Raw genomic sequence first — 24652 nt, forward strand, 5'->3', positions numbered from 1 at the left:
ATTTCGAGGTGCGAGAAGATAACGCACTGCAACGTGAAAAGTGATGGATATGAGGTTGGAGAATTGCATGCGTAAACAGTGGGTCTGGATTACCGGGTGGTTTCTTTTATTCACATTCTGGCTTCCGGCGAGTTGGGCAGAGACGGGCTGGCAGCCGCTGGCTCAGACCATTCGAAAAAGCGAAAAAGATCCGCGGCAATATCAGGCGATCAAACTGGATAACGGCATGACCGTTCTGCTGGTTTCCGATCCGCAGGCACCCAAATCTTTGGCATCACTGGCGTTGCCTATTGGCTCGCTGGACGATCCCGATAACCAACTGGGGTTAGCGCATTACCTTGAACACATGGTGCTGATGGGATCAAAACGTTACCCAGAGCCGGAAGCGCTGTCCGAGTTTTTGAAAAAGCATGGTGGCAGCCACAACGCCAGCACGGCGTCTTACCGCACGGCGTTTTATCTGGAAGTCGAAAATGATGCGCTGCGGCCCGCTGTAGACCGGATGGCTGACGCGATTGCGGAGCCGCTACTCGATCCGGTGAATGCCGATCGTGAGCGTAACGCGGTCAATGCGGAATTAACGATGGCGCGTTCGCGTGACGGTCATCGTATGGCGCAGGTCGGCGCAGAGACGCTGAACCCAGCGCACCCGAGCGCGCGTTTTTCGGGGGGGAATCTTGAAACCCTGAGCGATAAGCCTGGCAGCAAACTGCATGATGAGCTGGTGAAGTTCTATCAGAAATACTACTCGGCCAACCTGATGAAAGGGGTGATTTACAGCAATCAACCTCTGCCTGAACTGGCGAAACTGGCGGCCGACACATTTGGACGCATTGCCAATCACAACGCCAGCGTTCCTGCGGTGACCGTTCCTGTCACGACGGAGAAGCAGCGCGGCGTAATGATTCACTATGTTCCTGCGCAGCCGAGAAAACAGCTGCGTATTGAGTTTCGCGTCAGCGATATTAGCCAGGAGTTTCGCAGCAAGACGGATACCTACATTAGCTATCTGATCGGCAACCGCAGCCAGAATACGCTTTCTGACTGGCTGCAAAAGGAAGGACTGGTTGAGTCTATCGGGGCAGGTTCTTCGCCGATCATCGACCGTAACGGCGGTATGTTCGCTATTTCGGCCTCGCTGACCGATAAAGGTCTGGCACAGCGTGATGAAGTGATCGCTGCGATATTCCGTTACCTGCAACAAATCCGTACCGAGGGGATTCAGCAGCGCTATTTTGATGAGATCGCACACGTTCTGGATCTGGATTTCCGCTATCCGTCCATCAGCCGTGATATGGACTATATCGAATGGTTGGTGGATACCATGCTGCGCGTGCCGGTCGAACATACGCTGGATGCGCAGTATGTTGCGGATCGCTACGATCCGAAGGCTATCGCCGCACGTCTGGATGAGATGACGCCGCAGAACGCGCGCGTTTGGGTTATCAGCCCGAATGAACCGCATAATAAAGTGGCCTACTTTGTCGATGCGCCGTACGAGATGAATAAAATCCCGTCAGCGACATTCGCAAAATGGAAAACGCTGGGGCAAAAAATGTCGCTGTCGTTGCCGACGATCAACCCCTATATCCCGGATGATTTCTCCCTGATCAAAGCCGATAAGGCGATGACGAAACCGACACTCCTGCTGAATCAGCCGGGGCTGCGCGTGCTGTATATGCCAAGCCACTATTTCGCCGATGAGCCGAAAGCGGAAATCACGCTGTTCCTGCGTAATCAGGAAGCGCGCAGTACCGCCCGTAATCAGGTGCTGTTTGCGTTAAACGATTATCTGGCAGGTCTGGCGCTGGATGAACTCAGCTATCAGGCGTCGATTGGCGGCATCAGTTTCTCCACTCGCAGCAATGATGGTCTGGTGATTAGCGCCAATGGCTATACCCAGCATTTGCCGCGACTGCTGCTGACGTTGGCGGATGGCTACGCCTCCTTTACCTCGACGGAAGCACAGCTGGAACAGGCGAAATCCTGGTACATACAGCAGTTGGATGCGGTAGAGAAATCAAAAGCCTTTGAACAGGCGTTACAGCCGGTTCAGGCGATATCGCAACTGCCTTACTTCGAGCGCGCAGAACGTCGTAACCTGCTGAAGGATATTCGCTTACAGGATGTGGTTAACTACCGCAAAGATCTGTTGCAAAAAGCCACGCCGGAAATGCTGGTTGTCGGCAATCTGGCACCAGAGAAAGTCACCGAGCTGGCGAACACGCTGAAAGCGCATTTGAAGGCCGATGGTGAAAATCTGTCACGCAGTGATGATGTCAAAGTCAGTAAGCCGCAGCTCGCTAATTTACAGCGCCCGGGCAGCAGTACGGATTCTGCGTTAGCGGCGGTGTATGTACCGACTGGTTACTCGGAAACGCAAAGCATGGCATACAGCTCCGTGCTGGGACAGATCGTCCAGCCTTGGTTCTATAGCCAACTGAGAACGGAAGAGCAGTTGGGCTATGCGGTGTTTGCCTTCCCGACGACGATTGGCCGACAGATGGGCATTGCTTTCCTGCTGCAAAGCAACAGCAAACAGCCTGCTTATCTCTACCAGCGCTATGAGGATTTTTACCAGAAAGCGCAAAAGCGACTGCGCGAAATGAGTGAAGAAGAGTTTGCACAGTATAAGCAAGGCGTGATGAATGAACTGAGTCAACGTCCGCAAACCTTAGGCGAAGAAGCTAGCCGACTGCGTCGTGATTTTGATCGAGAAAACTTTGCTTTTGACTCGCGTGAGAAGCTGCTCGAACAAATCAAACCGCTGACGGTGACGCAACTGGCCGATTTCTTCCAGCAGGCGCTGAAGCCGGAAGGTCTGGCTATTCTGTCGCAGGTTTCCGGTAGCCATCATGGTAAAGCGGACTATGCCGCACCGAAGGGATGGCACACCTACACGGATGCGTCTTCGTTGCAGAAAACGTTACCGCGTGAGAAAGCGCCTGCGATGATTCCTGCGCCAGCGGCACAGTCCGCAGCTGCAGATACTACAGCATCGGACGCTGTCGGTAAGGTTTCAGCAGAATGACAAGCGCCGCGCCGCAATCATTAGACGTCATGACGTTGCCGCTCCTGGGGGAGCGGCTGATTGAGGCGTCGGCCGGAACGGGGAAAACCTATACGCTGGCTGCGCTTTATCTGCGTCTGCTGTTGGGGCTAGGTAAGCAAGCCGCGTATCCACGTCCGCTACTGGTCGAGGAAATTCTGGTTGTGACCTTTACGGAGGCCGCGACCGAAGAGCTGCGGGAGCGTATTCGTGCCAGAATCCACGCCTTGCGTATTGCCTGCCTGCGTAAAAGCGCGCAGGGGGAGGAGGCGGAAAAGCATAAAGATGCTTCGCTAGCGCAACTGCTGGCGGAGATTTCGGACCATCGCGATGCGGCTGATGTATTGCTGGCTGCTGAACGGCAAATGGATGAGGCGGCGATCTACACGATCCACGGTTTCTGCCAGCGTATGCTCAGTACCAATGCGTTTGAATCCGGCGTGCTTTTTGAACAGGTGCTGATAGAAGATGAGCAGCCGTTGCGCCGTCAGGCCTGCGCCGATTTTTGGCGTCGTTATTGCTATCCGCTGCCGGTAGAGGTCGCACGTATTGTCGGTCTGGAGTGGAAAGGGCCGGAAAACCTGCTGGCCGATCTGGCTCCTTATCTGCACGGTGAAGCGCCTGTGTTTCGCTTGCCGCCAGAAGAAGACGAAACGTTGCTGAGTCGACATGAGAAGATCGTGGCGACGATCGACTCGTATAAACAACGCTGGCTGGCGTCAGCAGCGAAGTTGGAAGCGTTGATTAGCGCTTCTGGCGTCGATAAACGCAGCTACAGCAGCAAGCATCTTCCCAACTGGCTACAGAAAATCACGCTGTGGGCAGAACAGCTGACGCTGGATTATGCGCTGCCGAAGGAGCTGGTGAGGTTTGCCCAGCAAACGCTAATCGAGAAGACGAAGAAAGGTGAACCGCCTGTTCATGCCCTGTTTGAGGAGACCGAGCGGTTGCTTGAAACGCCGCTATCGCTGCGGGATTTAGTGATTGTGCGTGCGCTGTCGGCGATCCGGGATTCGGTGCGTGAGGAAAAACGGCAGCGTGCAGAACTGGGATTCGACGATCTGCTGAGCCGTCTGGATGTTGCGTTGCAACAGCCGGGCGGGGAACGGCTTGCCAGCGCCATTCGCGAACGCTATCCGGTGGCGATGATCGATGAATTTCAGGATACCGACCCCCAGCAATACCGTATTTTCCGAACGCTGTACATCGGGCAGCCGCAGTGTGGTCTGCTGTTGATCGGTGACCCTAAGCAGGCTATTTATGCGTTTCGCGGTGCGGATATTTTTACCTACATGCATGCGCGCGGAGAAGTGGCTGCACATTATACGCTGGGCACGAACTGGCGCTCGTCGCACCAGATGGTGCATGGCGTTAATCGTCTGTTTGAACGTCTCGAACATCCTTTTATTTTTCAAAACATCCCGTTTCTGCCGGTCCAGCCTGCCGAATCTAAGCGCGGTTTGGTGTTTGAGGTTACCGGGAAACCCCAGCCTGCGTTGCAATTCTGGCTAACGGGCTCCGAACCGATTGGCATTGGAGATTATCAGCAGCAGATGGCGCGCCAGTGTGCGGCGCAGATTCGTGACTGGCTCGCTGCCAGCCAGCGTAATGAAGCCTGGTTGGTTACCGATGATTCCCGGCGTTTGGTCAAGGCATCCGACATGAGCGTGTTGGTGCGTAGCCGGCGTGAAGCCTCGCTGATTCGTGATGCGCTGAGCCGTTTGTCCATTCCCTCAGTCTATCTGTCCAATCGCGACAGCGTATTCAGCACGCCGGAAGCCAGCGATATGTTGTGGCTGTTGCAGGCGGTGCTGGCGCCGGAACAGGAGCGCACGTTACGCAGCGCGATGGCGACAGCCCTGATGGGGCTGGATGCCGGGCAGGTTGATGCCTTAGGGCAAAGCGAGGCCACGTGGGATGCGCTGGTGGATGAGTTTGCGGGTTATCGCACGTTGTGGCGCCAGAAGGGCGTACTGCCGATGCTGCGTGCGCTGATGAGCCAACATCAGCTGGCGGAGAACCTGCTGGCGAGCGCAGAGGGGGAACGCCGTATTACCGATATTCTGCATATCGGTGAGTTATTGCAGGACGCCTCGGCAACGCTCGATAGCGAACATGCGCTGCTGCGCTGGCTATCGCAGCAGATTGTTCAGCCTAATCCGCAGGCGGAGAGCCAGCAGCTACGTCTGGAAAGCGACCGCCATCTGGTGCAGATCGTGACGATCCATAAATCGAAAGGGCTGGAATACCCGCTGGTGTGGCTGCCTTTCATTAGCCACTTCCGCGTGCAGGATCAGGGGCTTTATCACGATCGCGAGAGCTATCAGGCCGTGTTGGATCTGCAAAATCATGAGGAAAGTCAGACGTTAGCGGAAGAAGAACGGCTGGCGGAAGACTTACGTTTACTGTATGTCGCGCTGACCCGCTCTATCTACCACTGTAGCGTGGGCGTCGCGCCGATTCAGCGATCGCGTAAAAAAGACGGTAGCAGTGATATGCATCAGAGCGCACTGGGCTATTTACTTCAGCGTGGTAAAGAGGCCGAGGCCGCCACGTTAATCAGCGAGCTGGAAGGCATGGTGGGGGATGGTGTCGCATTGACACCGTTACAGGCGACGGAAGAACAGCGTTGGCAGCCGGATAGACCTGAATTGGCAGAGCTGCGGGCTCGCCACATTGAACGCCAACTGCGCGATGGTTGGCGAGTCACCAGCTATTCGGGGCTTCAGCAACATGGTACCGCAAGCGCGCAGGATCTGGTGCCGCGTCTGGATATTGAAGCGATAGGTGAACGTCAGGAAACGGATGAAGCCCAGCTGACGCCGCATACGTTCCCACGCGGCGCGAGTCCGGGGACGTTTTTGCATAGCCTGTTTGAAACGCTGGATTTCACTCAGCCCGTTGATGATGGCTGGCTGGCCGAGCAGTTGCAGCTACAGGGATTTGAAGCGCACTGGCATCCGGTGTTGAAGGTGTGGATGGATACGCTGTTGCATACGTCGCTTAACGAGCAGGGGATTATGCTGTCAGCGCTGGATAACGCAGATAAGCAGGCTGAATTACAGTTCTATATACCGATCGAGGCCCCGATACAGGCGGCGCAGCTCGATCGGCTGGCAAAGCATCACGATCCGCTATCCGCGCGGTGTCCGGCGCTCTCTTTTCAGCAGGTGAAAGGCATGCTGAAAGGGTTTATCGATCTGGTGTTCCGCTGGGAAGGGCGCTATTACCTGCTGGACTACAAATCCAATTGGCTCGGCCCTGATGCCAGCGCGTACACCCAAACGGCCATGATGCAGTCGATGGCCGAACACCGCTACGACCTGCAATATCAGCTCTACACGCTGGCTTTGCACCGCTATCTGCGTCATCGCATTGCGGATTATGACTATGAGCGCCATTTTGGCGGGGTGTTTTATCTGTTTTTACGCGGCGTTGAAGCGTCGCATCCCGGCAATGGCATCTTTGCTTGTCGTCCCTCTGCTGAATTTGTTTTCGGGCTAGATGCGCTCTTTAAGGGAAAGACGCCTGACGATGCTGATACAGGAATTCCCTCATGATTGCGTTACTTGAAACGGCACTGGTGCAGCGGTTGCTGCGCCCGCTGGATGTTCAGTTCGCCAGAATGCTGGCGGATGAGGCGCAGCCCGATCTGTTGTTGGCTGCCGCCTGCCTGAGTGCGCACTCGGGGGCGGGACACGTGTGTTTACCGCTGGAGAACTTGCAGGCGCAGACGCTGTTTGACGGCCGCGAGCCTGAACTGGCGCAACAGTTGCTTGCGGGAACAGGACTAAACACGGTTGCCGCATGGCAGCAGCGCTTACTGGCGTCCGATGCCGTCAGCGACGGCAACCAGCCGACGCCGCTGGTGCTGCAAGGAGAAAAGCTGTACTTGCAGCGCAGCTGGCAGAGTGAAGGCCGCGTGGCGCGGTTTATCGCCAGCGAGCGCGATACGATCCCCGTCGATGAACCTGCAATTCGGGCGGTTTTGGATCGGCTGTTTCCTGACACGGACGAAGAGATTAACTGGCAGAAGGTGGCCGCGGCTGTCGCGTTGACGCGCCGCATTGCGGTTATTTCTGGCGGGCCGGGAACGGGGAAAACCACGACGGTGGCTAAGTTGTTAGCGGCGCTGATTGAACTGAATACGGGAGACGCGTTACGTATTCAACTGGCTGCGCCGACCGGGAAAGCGGCTGCGCGGCTCACGGAGTCGCTGGGGCAGGCCCTGCACCGTCTGGCGGTGGATCCTCGGTTGCGGGAAGCGTTTCCGCAGGAAGCGACAACGCTGCATCGTCTTTTGGGGGCGGTGACGGACAGCCAGCGTCTGCGCTACCATCAGGACAATCCACTGCATTTGGATGTGCTGATTGTGGATGAGGCGTCGATGGTCGATCTGCCGATGATGGCAAATGTGATCGCTGCGCTTCCTCCACACGCCAGAATTATCTTTCTGGGCGATCGCGATCAGTTGGCATCCGTCGAGGCGGGGGCGGTGTTGGGCGATATCTGTCGTTTTGCCGAGGCTGGCTATAGCCGTACGCGGGCGCAGCAGTTGCAGCGGCTGACGGGCTGTCATCTGGATGAAAGCGGCCCTGAAGGGCAGTCGACGGTCAGTGACAGTATTTGTCTGTTACGCCGGAGCTACCGCTTCGATCCACATTCCGGTATCGGGCAACTGGCGCTGGCGGTGAACGGCGGCGATGATGCTCGCGTGCGTGCCGTGCTGAACGGCGAGTTTGCTGATATCACCTGTAGTCCATTAGCCGAGGCTGAAGAGTATCAGGCCATGTTGGCGCAGTGTGTCGAAGGGTATCGTGATTATCTACAGCTTATTACTGCGGGAGCAACGCCGGATGCCGTGCTGCTTGCCTTCCAGCGTTATCGACAGCTGTGCGCGCTGCGTGAAGGGCCGTTTGGCGTCGCAGGGCTGAATCAGCGTATTGAGCAGGCTTTGCATCAGGCTGGGTTGATTCAGCGCAGTCGTAATCCGCTTAACCGCTGGTATCCCGGCCGGCCGGTTATGATTGAACGGAACGATGCTGCTTTGGGTCTGTTCAATGGTGATATCGGTATCGCCATGATCGGGGAAAGCGGCGAGCTACGCGTGTTTTTCCCCTTGCCGAATGGCGAAACCAAAGACGTTACGCCAAGCCGTCTGCCGCCGCACGAAACGGCTTATGCGATGACGGTGCATAAATCGCAGGGATCGGAGTTTGATCATACCGCGCTGGTGCTGCCGAACCATTATTTGCCGGTGCTGACGCGGGAACTGGTGTATACCGCCATCACCCGCGCGCGCCAGCGTTTGTCTCTCTATACCGACATCAAGATCCTCTGCCGTGCGGTGAAGACGCCAACACAGCGCTATAGCGGTTTGGAAGAGCGAATTAGCGCACTAATGAATGGCGACACACCCTAAATCATTCGCGTGGCAGACAAAGCCCATGTCGGGCCAAGTCGGCAAGGGAAGCCAATGCCCATGCAGCTTGACGTGTGGCGGATAGAACGTCAGGTGGTTAGAACCTCAAATAGATAGAACGTCAGGCGGACTCGCGCTCAATCAGTGAAAAACCAATATCTACGATGGGGGAAGGCACGTTTTTCCCCTCAATCTTTTCCGCCAGCATTGCTGCTGCATCGGTGCCGATTTTCCAGCGATCGATCCTGACAGTGGTAATCGCCGGTATGCTGTGGGCGGCGAAATCCAGATCGCCAAATCCCATCACTGCCAGTTTCTTTGGCACCGCTAATCCTCTGGCGGCGGCCTCGATTATCACACCCTGGGCCAGGGTATCGGAACTGCAAATGATGGCATCAAAAACGTCGCCATCGGCGAGCAGATCGCTCAGCCCTTGTCGCCCTATCGCCAGCGTGGCAGGCCAGGGGGCGATGGCCTCACGTATATAACCATTCGGCTGTTTTTGTATGACGTCGTAGATACCTTTCTTACGCAGCCCGGCACGTGCGTCTTCAGTCCAGACAAGGCCGAAGCGTGAATGTCCTTTATCCAGCAGATAATGTCCGATGGCGTTCCCAATGCTTTCATGGGAGAAACCAACCAGCATATCGAGTGGTGTTGGCGTGAGATCCCAGATCTCAACGACAGGGATCGTGGCGTTGAGCAGAAGACGTTTGAGTTCGGGCGTATGGTGAATACCAGTGAGGACGATGCCGTCCGGGCGACGAGAAAGTAGGGTGGCGACAATCTCCGCCTCGGATTCATTGGTATCGCCAGCGACGCACAGCAGCATGTGGTAACCGCGTGCGGCCAGCTCATCGCTTATCGCCTGAACGGTATCAACGAACATGTTGTTATTGATCTGCGGTACGACGACGGCAATTAGCTTGCTGCGCCGAGACGCGAGCCCGCCTGCTAACATATTGGGGATATAACCCGTAGCGCGGACGGCTTCCATTACCTTGTTCACGGTTTCTGCACGAACAATCTTCGGGTTGTTCAACGCGCGGCTGACCGTCATGGGGGAAATGCCTGCGGCACGCGCGACATCTTCAAGCGTGGGTACACGCGGTGGGGGACTGCTGGCGTTCTTATCGCGTTTCAATCACGGGTTCCCTTCTGAGGCTACGCGCACATTCACATGTCGTCGGATTATCGTTGATGGCATATCGGTTTTCCAGTTGCTGGTGTATCTGGCAACCTGCCGAATTGTCTCGTTTTTTCGGGCTGGCACCAGAGCTGGCTATGCCGTATTCCCGTTATATCCTCTTACTTTTTATGGTGATTGCGCAATCATTAATGATGACGCTTAATGACCGATTTTATCGTGATAATGATTGTTATGTGATCCATATTGCATGTTTTTTCTTCATTTATCGCTATCTTCTTTTCTGTTTATGAATGTTAGCGCAATCATTTTGTGGGGTAAGACATGACCATCAGTGCAAATTCAGCAGCGGTTAGCTATGCGAAAGTCACGAACGTCAGAACGGCTGCCGAGTCGGGCGATCGAATTGAATGGGTAAAACTCTCTCTGGCGTTTTTGCCGCTGGCAACGCCGGTTAGCGATGCGAAAGTGCTGACCGGAAGGCAGAAACCGCTGACCGAAGTGGCGATTATTTTTGCGGAAATCCGCAGTCGTGATGGGTTTGAAGGCGTGGGGTTTAGCTACTCCAAGCGGGCGGGCGGACAGGGCATTTATGCGCACGCGAAAGAGATTGCGGATAACCTGTTGGGCGAAGATCCGAACGATATCGATAAGATCTACACCAAGCTGCTGTGGGCTGGGGCATCGGTTGGCCGCAGTGGAATGGCGGTACAGGCGATTTCTCCGCTCGACATCGCGCTGTGGGATATGAAAGCCAAGCGCGCGGGTCTGCCTCTTTCTAAGCTGTTGGGCTCACATCGTGATTCCGTGCAGTGCTACAACACCTCCGGCGGCTTCCTGCATACGCCATTGGATCAGGTATTAAAAAATGTCGTCATCTCCCGTGAAAGCGGTATCGGCGGGATCAAATTGAAAGTCGGGCAGCCGAATACGGCGGAGGATATCCGTCGTCTTACGGCGGTGCGTGAAGCGCTGGGAGATGACTTCCCGCTGATGGTGGATGCCAATCAGCAGTGGGATCGCGAAACGGCGATTCGGATGGGAAGAAAGATGGAAGCCTTTAACCTGATTTGGATTGAAGAGCCGCTGGATGCCTACGATGTGGAAGGCCATGCGGCGCTGACGGCGGCGCTGGATACACCGATTGCCACTGGCGAGATGCTGACCAGCTTCCGCGAGCATGAACAGTTGATCCTCGGGAACGCCAGTGATTTTGTTCAGCCGGATGCGCCGCGCGTGGGCGGGATTTCGCCTTTCCTGAAAATTATGGATTTGGCTGCGAAGCACGGGCGTAAGCTGGCACCGCACTTTGCGATGGAAGTGCATTTGCATCTGGCTGCGGCCTATCCGATTGAGCCCTGGCTGGAACACTTCGAGTGGCTGAATCCGCTCTTCAACGAGCAGCTAGAATTGCGCGATGGGCGGATGTGGGTATCCGATCGTCTGGGGCTGGGATTTACGCTGAGTGAGCAGGCAAGGAAGTGGACAACGCTGAGCTGCGAGTTTGGCAAGCAGCCATAAGCTGATAGGCGCTCGTGGCCGATTTTACGGTCGGCCACGAGAAGTGTTATCGAGTGGAATAGCTCAGAGATCCAGCACCAGAATCTTCGAACGACGCTGGTAGTTGTACAGCGCCTGTTTTTTCTTCGGCAGCATTTCCACTTCGGCGGGTAAAAAGCCGCGTTCCTGGAACCAGTGAATGCTGTGCGTCGTCAGCACAAACAGCTTTTGCAGGCCCTGCTGGCGTGCCTGAGCAGCAATGCGTAGCAATAGCATATCGCCGCGCGATGAACTGCGGTAATCCGGATGAACCGCAACGCAGGCCATTTCGCCGATGCTTTCTTCCGGGAACGGATAAAGCGCAGCGCAGGCGATGGTCAGGTTATCGCGTACCACGACGGTGAATTTGTCGATCTCCATTTCCAACTGCTCACGCGAGCGTCTTACCAGAATGCCTTGTTCTTCCAGCGGGCGGATCAGTTCCAGAATGCCGCCGATGTCATTGATGGTCGCACGGCGAACCTGCTCGGCGCTCTCCATCACGATCTGCGTACCGATGCCGTCACGTGAGAACAACTCCTGCAGCAGCGCACCGTCATCCTGATAGCTGATCAGATGGCTGCGGCGTACGCCGCTACGGCAGGCTTTGACTGCGCCGCGTAGGAATCTGACGGTACCAGAATGGTAATCGCCAGCCTGTTCCAGCGCATCAATACGCTGCTGTGCGTCATCCGGGAACAGCTCGGAAATGATGCTGCCTTCTTCATTGGTCACGCCCTGCGAGGAGCAGAAGCCAATCATCTTCTCTGCCTTCAGCTTAATGGCGAGCTGGGTCGCGACCTCTTCTGAGGTTAAATTGAAACTTTCACCCGTGACAGAAACCGCAACCGGCCCGAGCAGGACAATCGCGCCGCTATTCAGCTGGCGGTGAACCGCTTCTTCATCAATGCGGCGAATGCGGCCGCTGTGGCAGTAGTCCACGCCGTCATCAACGCCAAGCGGCTGCGCGATAATAAAATTACCGCTGACGACATTAATATGGGCGCCTTGCAGCGGCGTGTTGTTCAGGCTCATCGACAGTCGGGCCGTGATGTCCAATTGCAGCATCCCCGCCGCCTGCTTAACCAGTTCCAGCGTAGTGCTGTCGGTGATGCGGGTGTTTTTATGGTAGTGAGGCTCGTAGTGATGCGTTGTCAGGTTGGCATCGATCTGGGGGCGAGCGCCATAAACGACCACCAGCTTGATCCCCAGACTGTGCAGCAGCCCGATATCATTTACGATGCTAGAGAAGTTGGCATGTTCAATGGCTTCGCCACCTAACATGATGACAAACGTTTTGCCACGGTGGGCATTGATATAGGGAACTGAATGGCGGAAGCCCTGAACCAGTTCTGTACTCCGTTCCTTCACTGCGAGCCCTCTTTGCATTTTTATTCGTAATTTCTGTATTTTTATTCTTTATAGCGTAAAACGCAAGAGGAAGTATTCACCATAAAAGCGAGGTTAATGCTTCAAATTTATGATATCCGCCTGTTATAAGGCCTGCAGATGATTTTTGCATGACAGCACTGGGCAGATTCGTTAAAGTTTTTGACAATTTTTACCTTTATTCATTTTTTGATCGCTTATCCCATGCAGTAGCAAACAAAAATTCAGGATAACGCACAGCAATCAGATCGGAGCGGCATGTCTCATTCGAATCATCATCTGACTCGACGGCGTCTATTACAAAGCGCAGCAGCAACCTGGCTGTTAAGCGTAAGTGGTGTAGGGATGGCGGCGACCACACAGGTTGTTGCCGTGCGCGTCTGGCCGTCTTCTGCCTATACCCGCGTCACGTTGGAATCTAATCACCCGCTGAAATATAAACAGTTTAGTCTCAGTAATCCTGAACGTATTGTGGTGGATATCGAAAATGTTCACCTGAACAGCGTATTGAAGGAAATAGCCAGCCAGTTTCAGCAGGATAACGATCCGCTGATTAAAGAAGCGCGCATCGGCCAGTTTGATAAAAGCACGGTGCGTTTGGTGCTGGAACTCAAACAGCAGGCGACGACCAAAGTCTTTACGCTGGGGCCGGTGGCCGAATTCAAGCATCGGCTGGTGCTGGATTTGTACCCTGCGGCAGGGCGCTATGACAACGAAGAAGATCCGCTGCTGGCGCTGTTGGAGGATTACAACAAAGGCGATCTGGAGCGCACGCTGCCAGCAGAAGCGCCGAAAGCCGGGAAGGCAGGGCGGGATCGTCCGCTGATTATTATGCTCGACCCTGGTCACGGCGGTGAAGATCCCGGTGCGATTGGCAAGAATAAAACGCGCGAGAAAGACATCGTGCTGCAAATCGCCCGCCGCCTGCGCAAGCTGATCGATAATGAATCCAACATGAAAGCCTATATGACGCGTAATGAAGATGTGTTCATTCCGCTACGCGTGCGGGTGGCGAAAGCGCGCAAGCAGCGTGCCGATCTGTTCATTTCGATTCATGCGGATGCGTTTACCAATCGATCGGCAAGAGGATCGTCTGTTTTTGCACTCTCGAAGAAAGGGGCAACCAGTACCGCTGCCAGATTTCTGGCAGAAACTCAGAACGAATCCGATTTGATCGGCGGCGTGAGCATGAGCGGCGATCGCTATCTGGATCACACCATGTTCGATCTGGTGCAGACCGTCACTATCAGCGACAGCCTGAAGTTTGGTAAAGAGATCCTGAGTCGGTTGGGCAAAGTGAATCGCCTGCATAAAAACAGCGTCGATCAGGCTGGATTTGCGGTACTGAAAGCGCCGGATATTCCGTCTGTTCTGGTTGAGACGGCATTTATCAGTAATCTGGAGGAAGAGCGCAAGCTGCGCACCGGTCATTTCCAGCAGCAAATTGCCGAATCCATTTTTGCAGGCATTAAAGCCTACTTTGCCAGCCAGGCTCAGCAGTAATTGATGTTGCTGATGTCGTACGATGACCGCGCCTAACCGGCGCGGTTCAGCAGTAATATGTCTGGGGCGTGGTATGTAGAGATAGGTAGTATGTAGAAATAGGTCGCGCAGAAAACAAAAAAGCACCCGTTAAGGTGCTTTATCGCTGCGTTCTTAATCGAACAGAACGTAATTGAAAATAGTCTTAATTGGTTGCGGGGGCCGGATTCGAACCGACGACCTTCGGGTTATGAGCCCGACGAGCTACCAGGCTGCTCCACCCCGCGTCCGTACTAACTTTTTACTATTGACTATCTTTTACTGCTTTCACTTTTCTTGATGGACGACTCACATCAATTGGTTGCGGGGGCCGGATTCGAACCGACGACCTTCGGGTTATGAGCCCGACGAGCTACCAGGCTGCTCCACCCCGCGTCCGTACTAACTTTTTACTATTGACTATCTTTTACTACTTTCACTTTTCTTGATGGACGACTCACATCAATTGGTTGCGGGGGCCGGATTTGAACCGACGACCTTCGGGTTATGAGCCCGACGAGCTACCAGGCTGCTCCACCCCGCGTCCGTGGATGCGCACTATACTCTCCATGAGTATTGATGCAACCTATTTCTCTAAAAAGCACGGTATTTGGCGGTCAGGTGATTGATTTACCGCCTTATAGGTTGTTTTGTGACCGTAATGTGGCGATGGGAGGAAACCCCACCTTTTACTGTGCCGCGTGCCGAATGGCATACGCGCGATCCGTGGATTTATGTGCTGTCCCATTCCTTTCTCGATAGCCGTTTGTTATCGTTCGACGGTAAATTTTTTGATGTAAAAAGCGAGCGCAAAGATGAAGGGACGGTGGGGAAAATATGTGCTGACCGCAGTGGTCATTGCCATTCTGGCAGGGTGTCAATCCAGGCCAACCGATCGCGGGCAGCAATATAAAGATGGTCACCTCAACCAGCCTCTGGAATTGGTGAATGAGCCCAATGCCAAAGGAAAACCGGTCAACGCGCGGGATTTCATGACACAGGTTTCTGAAATCCGGTCGGCGTCACCTAATCTGTATACGCGCAATAATACGACCTTTCAGGCGATTGAAAACTGGATGATGTCGGGGGCTGACACCCGTGAACTGAGCAAGTTTGGTCTGAACGCCTGGCAGATGGAAGGTGTTGATAATTTTGGTAACGTGCAGTTTACCGGTTATTACACGCCGGTGTTGCAGGCGCGCCATACCCGCCAGGGTGAATTCCGCCATCCTTTATATGCCATGCCGTCGAAGGGCAGAAAGAACAGTCGGCTGCCGGATCGCGCCGGTATTTATGCCGGTGCGCTGGATGAGCGTCTGGTTCTTGCCTGGACCAACTCGCTGGTTGATAACTTCATGATGGAAGTGCAGGGCAGTGCCTATATTGATTTTGGCGATGGACGTCCGCTGACGTTCTTCGGCTATGCGGGTAAAAACGGCCATGCCTACCGCAGTATTGGTAAAGTGTTGATCGACCGTGGTGAAGTCCCGCGTGAAGAGATGTCTATGCAGGCCATCCGCAAGTGGGCGGAACAGCACACCGAATATGAAGTGCGTGAACTATTCGAACAGAACCCCTCTTTTGTGTTCTTCAAGCCAATGATGTCTGCACCTGTCAAAGGGGCAAGCGCCGTGCCGCTGGTGGCGAAAGCCTCTGTTGCCTCTGACCGTTCGCTGATTCCGGCAGGCACAGCCCTGTTAATGGAAGTGCCGCTGTTGGATAACGTTGGCAAATTCACCGGCAAGTATGAAATGCGCCTGATGATTGCGCTGGATGTCGGCGGGGCGATTAAAGGCCAGCACTTCGATATGTATCAGGGGATTGGGCCAGATGCAGGTCACTCGGCAGGCTTCTATAACCACTATGGGCGGGTCTGGGTGTTGAAGAATACGCAAAGCAACTCGGCGAACGGTTCAGGTTCTTCACTGCTGGTTAATTATCAACAAAACTGATTCTTCTCTGAGGTTGTTGTCATGGCGATTAAACGTTATCCACATCTTGCGCATTGGGGCGCATTTACCGCTGTGGTTGAAGACGGCAGGCTGATTCGCTGCGAGCCGTTTTCCGACGATCCGGCTCCTTCTGCTATGCTCGATTCCATCGTGCCGCTGGTGTATTCCGACCGACGCATCCGTCGGCCTTCGGTACGGCGTTCCTGGCTCCAGAAACGCGAAAATAGCGACAGGACGCTGCGTGGCAGGGAAGATTTTGTTGAAGTAGATTGGGATGTGGCGCTCGATCTGGTCGCGCAGGAGAACCGCCGTGTTCGCGATCGCTACGGTGCGGATGGCCTGTTTGCCGGTTCCTACGGCTGGTCATCTGCCGGACGCTATCACCATGCACGTTCTCAGGTACGACGCTTCTATTTCTCCGGCGGCGGCGCGGTCGATCAGCAGGGCAATTACAGCTGGGGCGCGGCGCAGTTCTTCCTGCCGTATGTGATTGGTACTTTTCATCCGCTGACGGGGAAGGTGACCGAGTGGCGCAGCGTTGCCGAGCACTGTGATATTTTCCTCGCGTTTGGCGGTCTGGCGCTGAAAAACGCGCAGGTGGCATCCGGCGGTGCCGGGCACCACACGTTGAAGCCCGCGCTGGAAACGCTGGTGGCGAAAGGAATTCCCGTCATTAACATCAGTCCGATGCGCGATGACTGCCCCGAGTTTGTGAACGCCGAATGGATTCCTATCCGTCCGAATACCGATGTCGCTCTGATGCTGGCGCTGGGCTATGAGATTCAGCGTTTGGGCGCTGACGATAAGGATTTTCTGCAACGCTACTGTGTTGGCTATGAGCAACTGAGCGACTATTTGCATGGCCGCGGCGATGGCGTGGTGAAAACGCCCGAGTGGGCCAGCGACATCACCGGCATTCCTGCTGAGCGTATTCGGCGTCTGGCGCAACAGCTGATTGGCGTGCGCAGCTTTATTACCTGTTCTTACTCTGTGCAGCGCGCACACCGCGGCGAGCAGCCGTACTGGATGATGATTGCGCTGTCCTCAATGTTAGGACAGGTGGGGTTACCGGGCGGTGGATTCTCCTTCGGGCACGGCTCGATGAACAGCGTGGGCAACGAGCGTATTTCAACGCCTGCGCCAGCTTCGCCTTCCAGCCCGAATGCGGGGCGAGCGATCCCCGTGGCGCGCATTGCCGATATGCTCTTGCATCCCGGTACGCCTTATACCTTTCAGGGCGAAACCCATACTTATCCCGATATTCATCTGATTCACTGGGCGGGCGGTAATCCGTTCCATCACCATCAGCAGTTGAACCGTCTGGTTGACGGCTGGCGCAGACCGGATACGGTGATTGTGCAGGATATCGTCTGGACGCCAGCGGCGCAGATGGCGGATATCGTGCTGCCTGTCACGACTACGCTGGAGCGTAATGACATCGGCGGGTCGTCCCGCGATCGCTTTATTTTTGCCATGCATCAGGCAATTGCGCCGCAGCATCAGGCGCGTAATGACGTGGATATCTTCAGCGAGCTGGCGGAACGTTTGGGTTATGGCGATGTGTTCACGCAAAATCGCAGTGAGCAGCAGTGGCTGGAACACCTTTATGACGAGTGCCGTTCAAGACAGCGAGGCGTTGCCGACCGCTGGCCGTCATTCGAGGGTTTCTGGCAGCAGGGACATGTAGAAATCCCGATGGATGAAAAGCCGTTTGTGTTCTTTGAGGATTTCCGCCGCGACCCGCAGCAGCATGCGCTCAGTACGCCAAGCGGTAAAATTGAGCTGTTCAGTTCTGCTATCGCCAGCTATGGCTATGCCGATTTTGCGCCACACCCGGAGTGGCAGCCTCCTGTTGAATGGCTGGGAGCCAAAAGCACGGAAGAATGGCCGCTGCACTTTATTTCCATTCAGCCGTCTGACCGTTTGCACAGCCAACTGGCCGTGACGCCGCAGGTTGCTGCGAATAAGACCGCAGGAAAAGAGACGCTTTACATGCATCCACAGGATGCTGCCGTGCGGGATATCACCGACCGTTCGCAGGTGGAAGTCAGAAACGCGCGTGGCCGCATTCTGGCGGGCGTACAGATTACCGACGGCGTCACGCCGGGGGTGGTGATCATGTCCACCGGCGCCTGGTTTGAGCCCGGTTTTGGTCAGAAAACGTGGCATCCGGTTGAGCAGTCTGGGAATGCGAATGTACTAACGCTGGATATCGGCACGTCGCCGCTGACGCAGGGGCCGAATGCCATGAGCTGTCTGGTGGATGTCGTGCGGGTTTAGCGCTATCCTGAGCCGCTTTTTCTCGCTGTTTTATTCTTCTGTGATTTTGTTTTCGTAAGGTTGATTGAATGAGTACGCAATTATCCGAAGCCTATTTGCAACGCTTCGGCGGTACCGCGCGGTTATATGGTCAACAGGCGCTGGCGCTGTTTTCTCAGGCTCACGTTTGCGTGATTGGCATTGGTGGCGTCGGTTCCTGGGCGGCTGAGGCGCTGGCGCGTACCGGCATCGGCGCGATTACGCTGATTGATATGGATGATGTGTGCGTCAGTAATACCAACCGCCAGATCCACGCGCTGCGTCAGCACACTGGACAGTCGAAGACGGAAGTGATGGCTGAGCGTATTCTGGCGATCAACCCGGAATGTCGCGTCACCTGCGTGGATGATTTCATTAGTGCGGAAAACGTGGCCGGACTGCTCGATAAAAACTTCAGCTATGTGATTGACGCCATCGACAGCGTGCGCCCGAAGGCGGCGCTGCTTTCTTACTGTCGCCGCTATAAGATCCCGGTGGTGACAACCGGCGGTGCAGGTGGGCAGATCGATCCGACGCGGATTGAAGTCGTCGATCTGGCGAAAACGATTCAGGATCCGCTGGCCGCCAAGCTGCGCGAGCGGTTAAAGCATGATTTTAACGTGGTGAAGAACAGCAAAGGAAAGCTGGGTATAGACTGTGTGTTTTCCAGCGAGCCGCTGGTTTATCCGCAGCCTGACGGTTCCGTTTGTGCATCGCGCAGCACGGCAGACGGCGTCATGCGTATGGATTGTGCGTCAGGCTTTGGCGCTGCGACGATGGTCACCGCAACCTTCGGGTTTGTTGCGGTATCCCATGCGCTGAAGAAGATGATGGCGAAACATGAAAGAGCGTCTGCGATGTAACAGAAAGCCTGCGGTACAGAAGTCGCGCGAATGTCGCTACTTATCCGCTGCTTCTTGTTCCGCAATGTCCCTGATTCTTGCGGCCAGCGCTGCCAGCCCGCTTGAACGTGAAGCGCTGAGCTGAGCGCGTAGCCCCAGCATGTCAAAGAGCGCCAGCGGATCGTGCTGTAATAGCGTTTCTGGCGTTTTTCCCTCAACGGCGGTGAGCAATACCGCCAGCAATCCCCGCACGATACGCCCATCGCTGTCGCCGTAAAAATGTAGCCTGCCGTCCTCTTGGCGTAGATAACCCAGCCAGACGCGATTTTCACAGCCGGATAACGAAATATCCTCGGTTTTTAGTGCATCTGGCAGTGCTGGCAGCGCTTTTGCCAACAAAATGAGCTGCCGATAGCGATCTTCCCATGCGCGGCAGGTATCGAAGCGCGCGAGCAGATCGGCGACGGTGATGGCGTGGCCAAAAGGATGCATAGTGTCAGTTGTCTGGGTCATGGTTTAGTCGATCAGTAATTCAAGGGCGTTGCCTACCGCGGCGATCAGCGCAGCAACATCTTGTTGGTTATTGTATGGGGCAAATGAGGCGCGGAGCGTGCCGCTGACACCGAGCGCGTCCATGAGCGGCTGCGCACAGTGATGTCCGGCACGCAGTGCGATGCCGCTTTCGGCTAATAGCGTCACCAGATCGCTGTGGTGCACGTCAGCAATATCAAAGGATAGGACGCTGGACTGCGGGCAACGGAAGCTGCGAAAGCCGGGGAACTGCGCCAGATGGGTTTCGGCGAGCTGTGCCAAACTCTGGCTGTGCTGCTCTGCGGCGTGCTGATCTTGTGTGGTCAGCCAGTCTAACGCCGCAGACAGGCCAAGTACGCCGGCAATGTGTGGCGTTCCCGCCTCAAACCGTTGTGGAATCGCCTGCGGTTTAAAACCGTCAAAGGATACCTGCTTCATCATTTTCCCGCCGCCTTGCCACGGCATCATGCTTTCCAGCAGGGCTGTTTTACCGTACAGCACGCCAATCCCGGTTGGGGCATAAAGTTTGTGCCCGGAAAATGCATAGAAATCGATATCCAGCGCCTGTACATCCGGCGAGCAGTGAACAATGCCCTGCGCGCCGTCAACCATCACTACCGCGCCATAGCGGTGAGCCAGCGCAATCGCGCGCGCCAGATCGGGCTGACCGCCCGTCACGTTTGACATTTGCCCCAGCGCCAGCAGGCGGGTTTTGGGCGTGATCAGCGTGGCGAGCTGTTCAACATCGGGTAAGAAGTCCGCGCCTATCGGTAGCTTCACCACGGTCGCGCCGGTTTGCTGCGCCACCATCAGCCACGGAATGAGGTTAGCGTGATGTTCCGCTTCACTCACAACGATCTCATCGCCCGGTTGCAGGCGAGGACGGGCATAGCTTTGCGCGACCAGATTGATTGCTTCCGTCGTACCCCTGGTCCAGACAATAGAACGCGGATCGTCTGCATGGAGTAACGTGGCGACTTGCTCTCGAGCGCCTTCAAAGCGCTGGGTCAACGCCTGCGCACCGTGATGCTGGCTGCGATGCACCGTACCACTCTCGCTGCAATAGAACGCCTGCACCGCATCAATAACGGGCTGTGGTTTCAGCGCGGTCGCGGCGCTATCAAGATACACCGTCGAATGCTGGAGAGCGGGGAACTGTTGGCGAAAGGTGGCGGGGTTAAACGGTGTCATGAGCATCCTCTTTTGGAGGGCCGATCCTGTCCCATTTTGTCGAGAGAGACAAGTTTAGGACTATGCCTAATGCGATTTTATGGAAAAAAAAGCAACTATTGCTACGCTTTAAAGTGTTAATTTTCAGGATTTCCTGATGAATAAGGTTAACTAGAAAACATTTAAATTCATTGAGGGTTAACTATGAAGAATAAAATTTCTATTTTTGCCGCTATCGTGATGGCGTTTTCTCTGGCAGCCTGTTCCAGTAATTACGTCATGCATACCAATGACGGTCGTACCATCGTCGCAGAGGGGAAACCGAAGGTTGACGATGAGACGGGTATGATCAGCTATACCGATGCCTACGGTCAGCAACAGCAAATTAATCGTGATAATGTGAAAGAAATGGTGAAAGGGAAGTAGTACTACTTGCCTACCATTACACGTTGCCTGTTAAGCCGTGTCAGACTGAGATCGGTGTGCCGTGGCATTTCAGGTGTGAAACGTAAGCAAAAAAAAAGCACCGCAATTTGCGGTGCTACACAAAAAATCACTTTGGACAGACAGGGTAAATGTACAGGAAGTGAATAGGGTAGACTCGCTACCACATCTGCAAAAGGCAGACAAACAAATAGCAAACACAACATCACAACCACAAGCCAAAAGCACCTCAGGTCACCCCTCCGCACTTTTCGTTCCGGCCCAGGAAGTTGCGCTAATATAGGTATTTGCTGGTACATCCTCAACGGACAAATTATAATGTCTCGGATTACAAAAACTAATAGCTGTACCCGTCATCTTTTCGTTGCAGAGAATCTGGCTATTACCACTGGTTTTAATCGCTTAGCCAGCTAATTGGAAGGCGATCTTGCCCTTTGTTGCCTTTCTGCATCTTAAGATTTAATGGGTATAAATGTACCCGATAAATCGCTGATTTAGCGTAAACCAAAAGATTTCATTCATGTCAAAACGTCTCCCTCCGCTCAACGCATTACGCGTTTTTGATGCGGCGGCTCGCCATTTAAGTTTTACCAAAGCGGCAGAAGAACTGTTTGTTACGCAGGCCGCCGTCAGCCACCAGATTAAGTCACTGGAAGATTTTCTGGGGCTTAAATTATTCCGCCGTCGTAATCGCTCCCTGCTACTGACGGAAGAGGGGCAAAGTTACTATCTTGATATCAAAGAGATCTTCTCATCTTTGAATGACGCAACCCGTAAGTTGCAATCCCGCAGTGCCAAAGGCGCGTTAACGGTCAGCCTGTTGCCCAGCTTTGCCATTCATTGGCTGGTGCCGCGTCTGTCGAGCTTTAACTCCGACTATCCGGGGATTGATGTTCGTATTCAGGCGGTGGATCGCGATGAAGATCGTCTGGCGGATGACGTGGATGTCGCGATTTTCTACGGTCGGGGAAACTGGCCGGGATTGCGGGTGGAAAAACTGTACGCTGAGTATCTCTTGCCGGTTTGCTCGCCAGCATTGCTGACGGGGAATCACCCGTTAAAAACGCCGGACGATCTGGTTGCACACACGCTGCTGCACGATGCGTCGCGCCGTGACTGGCTGTCCTATACGCGTCAGCTTGGCGTGCAAATTAATGTGCAACAGGGGCCGATTTTCAGCCACAGCGCGATGGTATTGCAGGCGGCCATTCACGGGCAGGGCGTGGCGCTGGCGAATAATGTGATGGCTCAGACGGAAATCGAAGCCGGGCGGCTGGTGTGTCCGTTTAACGATGTGCTGGTCAGCCGGAACGCTTTTTATCTGGTATGTCATGACAGTCAGGCAGAACTGGGTAAAATAGCCGCCTTTCGCCATTGGATTCTGGCGCGGGCAGCCAGCGAGCAGGAAAAATTTCGCTTCCGCTATGACAACGGCACGCGCTGAAGCCGTGTCGCGGGCTGTCGAAGTTTGATGACCGAATAACTCACGTAGATAACTACGTTTCAGACTGATGACAGATCTATTTGCACGGAGTAACGGAATAGAAGAGTAAAGCGTTTGCGCCATGGATGGCGCAAGCCGAGCGCACAGGGACGTGTTTACAGCGACTTTACGATCTATCCGTTACTACCGCTCGGTGGTCTTTGTCAGCCACCTCGTTTATAGGTAACAACGATTATAGGTAACTACGATGAATAGTCGTTTCATGCTGGTGTTTACTGCTATCAGCGGCTTCACTTTTGTCGCGCTAGGCGCGTTTGGTTCCCATGTTCTCAGTAAAACGCTGGGCGCAACGGAACTGGGCTGGCTGCGTACCGGCCTTGAATATCAGGCATTTCACACGTTAGCGATTCTGGCGCTGGCGGTTGCGATGCAACAACGAACCAATCTGTGGTTTTACTGGAGCAGCGTTTTTCTGGCGTTGGGAACGGTACTCTTCAGTGGAAGTTTGTACTGTCTGGCGCTTTCTCACATGAAACTGTGGGTTTATGTGACGCCGATTGGCGGAACCTGTTTTCTGGTGGGATGGATATTAATATTGATTGGCGCACTGCGTCTGAAGAGAAAGGCTGAACGCCATGAATAAAGTCATTTTGTATTGTCGCCCCGGGTTTGAGAAAGAGTGTGCGGCGGAAATAACGGAAAAAGCCACGCAGCATAATGCTTTCGGCTTCGCGCGGGTAAAAGAAAACAGCGGTTACGTGGTGTTTGAATGCTACCAGCACGAGGATGCCGAGCGTCTGGTGAAAACGCTGCCGTTCCATGAGCTGATTTTTGCCCGTCAGATGTTCGTGAGTGGTGAACTGCTGCGCGATCTGCCGCCGGAAGATCGTATCACGCCAATTATCGGCATGTTATCGGGAGCCATTGAACGGGCAGGAGAACTGCGCGTTGAAGTTCCTGACACCAACGAAAGCAAAGAGCTGATGAAGTTCTGCCGCAAATTCACCGTGCCGCTGCGCGCGGCGTTGCGCGAACATAAAATTCTGTTGGGCTATGAAAAAGCAGATCGGCCAGTACTGCATGTACTGTTCATTGCTCCAGGCTGCTGCTATGTCGGTTACTCCTATAGCAATAACAATTCACCGTTTTATATGGGGATCCCACGCCTCAAGTTCCCTTCTGATGCACCAAGCCGTTCGACGCTGAAGCTGGAGGAGGCGTTTCACGTCTTTATTCCTGCGGATGAGTGGGATGAGCGCTTGGGCAGCGGTATGTACGCGGTGGATTTAGGCGCGTGTCCCGGCGGCTGGACTTACCAACTGGTTAAACGCAGCATGATGGTTTATGCGGTAGACAATGGACCCATGGCACCGAGCCTGATGGAGACTGGGCAGGTGATGCACCATCAGGCGGACGGCTTCCGCTTTGAGCCACCGCGTAATAACGTGTACTGGCTAGTGTGCGACATGGTGGAAAAACCCGCGAAAGTTACCAGCCTGATGAGTGATTGGCTGATCAAGGGCTGGTGTCGTGAGGCCATTTTCAACCTGAAGCTGCCGATGAAGAAGCGCTATGAAGAAGTGTCGCAGAATCTGGCCGTGCTGCGTGAACGCCTGAGCGAAAATGGGATTAATGCTGAAGTGCATGCCAAGCATTTGTACCATGACCGCGAGGAAATCACCGTACACGTTCGTCGTTTCTGGAGCGCAGTGCCTGGCCGTCGCGACGAGCGATAAAATAAGAGATATCGTGGATTTTACTGTTATCTGGCGTAAAAAATTATGCTGAGGAGATAGTCGGCTTAGGATGAGCCGCACGGATACGGCGAAAGCTTGCGCCATGCTGGGAGCATGTCGCAAGCGGTCCGTTAAGCCAGATACCGACGAAGGTACCGCGTAGCGGCA

At 54.6% G+C, this 24652-nt stretch carries 16 protein-coding genes and 3 tRNA genes; 12 read left to right on the forward strand and 7 right to left on the reverse strand.

Translation table 11 applies throughout. The features are described 5' to 3' along the window. Positions 1-67: 67 nt before the first annotated feature. The 3 genes from ptrA to recD are packed head-to-tail and all read left to right on the forward strand — an operon-like array spanning position 68 to position 8471. Positions 68-3031, forward strand: coding sequence for a pitrilysin (gene ptrA / locus R9X49_RS00735; protein WP_319846823.1), 2964 nt, complete (start codon positions 68-70; stop codon positions 3029-3031). After that, a complete protein-coding gene (recB, locus tag R9X49_RS00740) occupies positions 3028-6609 on the forward strand; it encodes an exodeoxyribonuclease V subunit beta (RefSeq protein WP_319846824.1) in 3582 nt (1193 codons plus the stop codon). The genes ptrA and recB overlap by 4 nt, the downstream gene beginning before the upstream one ends. Next, on the forward strand, positions 6606-8471 hold the full coding sequence (gene recD, locus R9X49_RS00745) for an exodeoxyribonuclease V subunit alpha (protein ID WP_319846825.1): 1866 nt from the start codon (positions 6606-6608) through the stop codon (positions 8469-8471). The genes recB and recD overlap by 4 nt, the downstream gene beginning before the upstream one ends. A 121-nt stretch (positions 8472-8592) precedes the next feature. Here recD and R9X49_RS00750 read toward each other — a convergent pair whose 3' ends face one another. Then, the gene (locus tag R9X49_RS00750) at positions 8593-9615 is read right to left on the reverse strand and encodes a LacI family DNA-binding transcriptional regulator (protein ID WP_319846826.1); all 1023 of its coding nucleotides are present in this window, start codon (positions 9613-9615) and stop codon (positions 8593-8595) included. Positions 9616-9942: 327 nt separating this feature from the next. On the opposite strand from R9X49_RS00750, the gene R9X49_RS00755 reads away from it, so the two are divergent. Next, a complete protein-coding gene (locus tag R9X49_RS00755; protein WP_010286465.1) occupies positions 9943-11139 on the forward strand; it encodes an L-talarate/galactarate dehydratase in 1197 nt (398 codons plus the stop codon). Between the two features lie 63 nt (positions 11140-11202). Here R9X49_RS00755 and argA read toward each other — a convergent pair whose 3' ends face one another. Then, positions 11203-12546, reverse strand: coding sequence for an amino-acid N-acetyltransferase (gene argA / locus R9X49_RS00760; RefSeq protein ID WP_319846827.1), 1344 nt, complete (start codon positions 12544-12546; stop codon positions 11203-11205). A gap of 258 nt (positions 12547-12804) precedes the next feature. Between argA and amiC the strand changes: the two genes are divergently transcribed. After that, positions 12805-14049: an N-acetylmuramoyl-L-alanine amidase AmiC gene (amiC, locus tag R9X49_RS00765; RefSeq protein ID WP_319846828.1), complete on the forward strand. Its 1245-nt coding sequence runs from the start codon at positions 12805-12807 to the stop codon at positions 14047-14049. A gap of 189 nt (positions 14050-14238) precedes the next feature. On the opposite strand, the gene R9X49_RS00770 is transcribed toward amiC, so the two are convergent. The 3 genes from R9X49_RS00770 to R9X49_RS00780 form a co-directional block, all read right to left on the reverse strand. Next, positions 14239-14315 (reverse strand) — tRNA-Met (locus R9X49_RS00770). Between the two features lie 71 nt (positions 14316-14386). Then, a tRNA-Met gene (locus R9X49_RS00775) sits at positions 14387-14463 on the reverse strand. 71 nt (positions 14464-14534) lie between these two features. Further along, positions 14535-14611 (reverse strand) — tRNA-Met (locus R9X49_RS00780). A gap of 271 nt (positions 14612-14882) precedes the next feature. Here R9X49_RS00780 and mltA point away from each other — a divergent pair. The 3 genes from mltA to tcdA all read left to right on the forward strand — a co-directional run bounded on the left by mltA (position 14883) and on the right by tcdA (position 19180). After that, positions 14883-16019, forward strand: a complete 1137-nt coding sequence (gene mltA, locus R9X49_RS00785) for a murein transglycosylase A (protein WP_319846829.1) — start codon at positions 14883-14885, stop codon at positions 16017-16019. A gap of 21 nt (positions 16020-16040) precedes the next feature. Then, positions 16041-18299, forward strand: a complete 2259-nt coding sequence (locus R9X49_RS00790) for a molybdopterin-dependent oxidoreductase (RefSeq protein WP_319846830.1) — start codon at positions 16041-16043, stop codon at positions 18297-18299. Between the two features lie 68 nt (positions 18300-18367). Continuing rightward, a complete protein-coding gene (gene tcdA, locus R9X49_RS00795) occupies positions 18368-19180 on the forward strand; it encodes a tRNA cyclic N6-threonylcarbamoyladenosine(37) synthase TcdA (protein WP_319846831.1) in 813 nt (270 codons plus the stop codon). A gap of 36 nt (positions 19181-19216) precedes the next feature. Here tcdA and csdE read toward each other — a convergent pair whose 3' ends face one another. Together csdE and csdA are read right to left on the reverse strand one after the other, a co-directional pair. Beyond that, a complete protein-coding gene (gene csdE / locus R9X49_RS00800; protein ID WP_319846832.1) occupies positions 19217-19672 on the reverse strand; it encodes a cysteine desulfurase sulfur acceptor subunit CsdE in 456 nt (151 codons plus the stop codon). 3 nt (positions 19673-19675) lie between these two features. After that, a complete protein-coding gene (csdA, locus tag R9X49_RS00805; RefSeq protein WP_319846833.1) occupies positions 19676-20881 on the reverse strand; it encodes a cysteine desulfurase CsdA in 1206 nt (401 codons plus the stop codon). A gap of 183 nt (positions 20882-21064) precedes the next feature. Between csdA and R9X49_RS00810 the strand changes: the two genes are divergently transcribed. From R9X49_RS00810 to rlmM, 4 genes are all read left to right on the forward strand, one after another. Beyond that, positions 21065-21286 (forward strand): YgdI/YgdR family lipoprotein, encoded by a 222-nt coding sequence (locus R9X49_RS00810; RefSeq protein WP_012773616.1) that lies wholly within the window; start codon positions 21065-21067, stop codon positions 21284-21286. Between the two features lie 538 nt (positions 21287-21824). Next, positions 21825-22748, forward strand: a complete 924-nt coding sequence (locus R9X49_RS00815; protein WP_180742166.1) for a transcriptional regulator GcvA — start codon at positions 21825-21827, stop codon at positions 22746-22748. 247 nt (positions 22749-22995) lie between these two features. Then, positions 22996-23391: a DUF423 domain-containing protein gene (locus R9X49_RS00820; RefSeq protein ID WP_319846834.1), complete on the forward strand. Its 396-nt coding sequence runs from the start codon at positions 22996-22998 to the stop codon at positions 23389-23391. Next, the gene (rlmM, locus tag R9X49_RS00825; protein WP_319846835.1) at positions 23384-24484 is read left to right on the forward strand and encodes a 23S rRNA (cytidine(2498)-2'-O)-methyltransferase RlmM; all 1101 of its coding nucleotides are present in this window, start codon (positions 23384-23386) and stop codon (positions 24482-24484) included. Before R9X49_RS00820 ends, rlmM begins: the two co-directional genes overlap by 8 nt. Positions 24485-24652: the final 168 nt, after the last annotated feature.

Origin of the sequence: Pectobacterium carotovorum, assembly GCF_033898505.1 — a bacterium.
Taxonomy (GTDB): domain Bacteria; phylum Pseudomonadota; class Gammaproteobacteria; order Enterobacterales; family Enterobacteriaceae; genus Pectobacterium; species Pectobacterium carotovorum_J.

Excerpts from the sequence above, each read along its gene's own strand:
- ptrA (WP_319846823.1), top strand. The coding sequence starts at position 68 with ATGCGTAAACAGTGGGTCTGGATTACCGGGTGGTTTCTTTTATTCACA.
- recB (WP_319846824.1), top strand. The coding sequence starts at position 3,028 with ATGACAAGCGCCGCGCCGCAATCATTAGACGTCATGACGTTGCCGCTC.
- recD (WP_319846825.1), top strand. The coding sequence starts at position 6,606 with ATGATTGCGTTACTTGAAACGGCACTGGTGCAGCGGTTGCTGCGCCCG.
- R9X49_RS00755 (WP_010286465.1), top strand. The coding sequence starts at position 9,943 with ATGACCATCAGTGCAAATTCAGCAGCGGTTAGCTATGCGAAAGTCACG.
- argA (WP_319846827.1), bottom strand. The coding sequence starts at position 12,546 with ATGCAAAGAGGGCTCGCAGTGAAGGAACGGAGTACAGAACTGGTTCAG.
- amiC (WP_319846828.1), top strand. The coding sequence starts at position 12,805 with ATGTCTCATTCGAATCATCATCTGACTCGACGGCGTCTATTACAAAGC.
- mltA (WP_319846829.1), top strand. The coding sequence starts at position 14,883 with ATGAAGGGACGGTGGGGAAAATATGTGCTGACCGCAGTGGTCATTGCC.
- R9X49_RS00790 (WP_319846830.1), top strand. The coding sequence starts at position 16,041 with ATGGCGATTAAACGTTATCCACATCTTGCGCATTGGGGCGCATTTACC.
- tcdA (WP_319846831.1), top strand. The coding sequence starts at position 18,368 with ATGAGTACGCAATTATCCGAAGCCTATTTGCAACGCTTCGGCGGTACC.
- csdE (WP_319846832.1), bottom strand. The coding sequence starts at position 19,672 with ATGACCCAGACAACTGACACTATGCATCCTTTTGGCCACGCCATCACC.
- csdA (WP_319846833.1), bottom strand. The coding sequence starts at position 20,881 with ATGACACCGTTTAACCCCGCCACCTTTCGCCAACAGTTCCCCGCTCTC.
- R9X49_RS00810 (WP_012773616.1), top strand. The coding sequence starts at position 21,065 with ATGAAGAATAAAATTTCTATTTTTGCCGCTATCGTGATGGCGTTTTCT.
- R9X49_RS00815 (WP_180742166.1), top strand. The coding sequence starts at position 21,825 with ATGTCAAAACGTCTCCCTCCGCTCAACGCATTACGCGTTTTTGATGCG.
- R9X49_RS00820 (WP_319846834.1), top strand. The coding sequence starts at position 22,996 with ATGAATAGTCGTTTCATGCTGGTGTTTACTGCTATCAGCGGCTTCACT.
- rlmM (WP_319846835.1), top strand. The coding sequence starts at position 23,384 with ATGAATAAAGTCATTTTGTATTGTCGCCCCGGGTTTGAGAAAGAGTGT.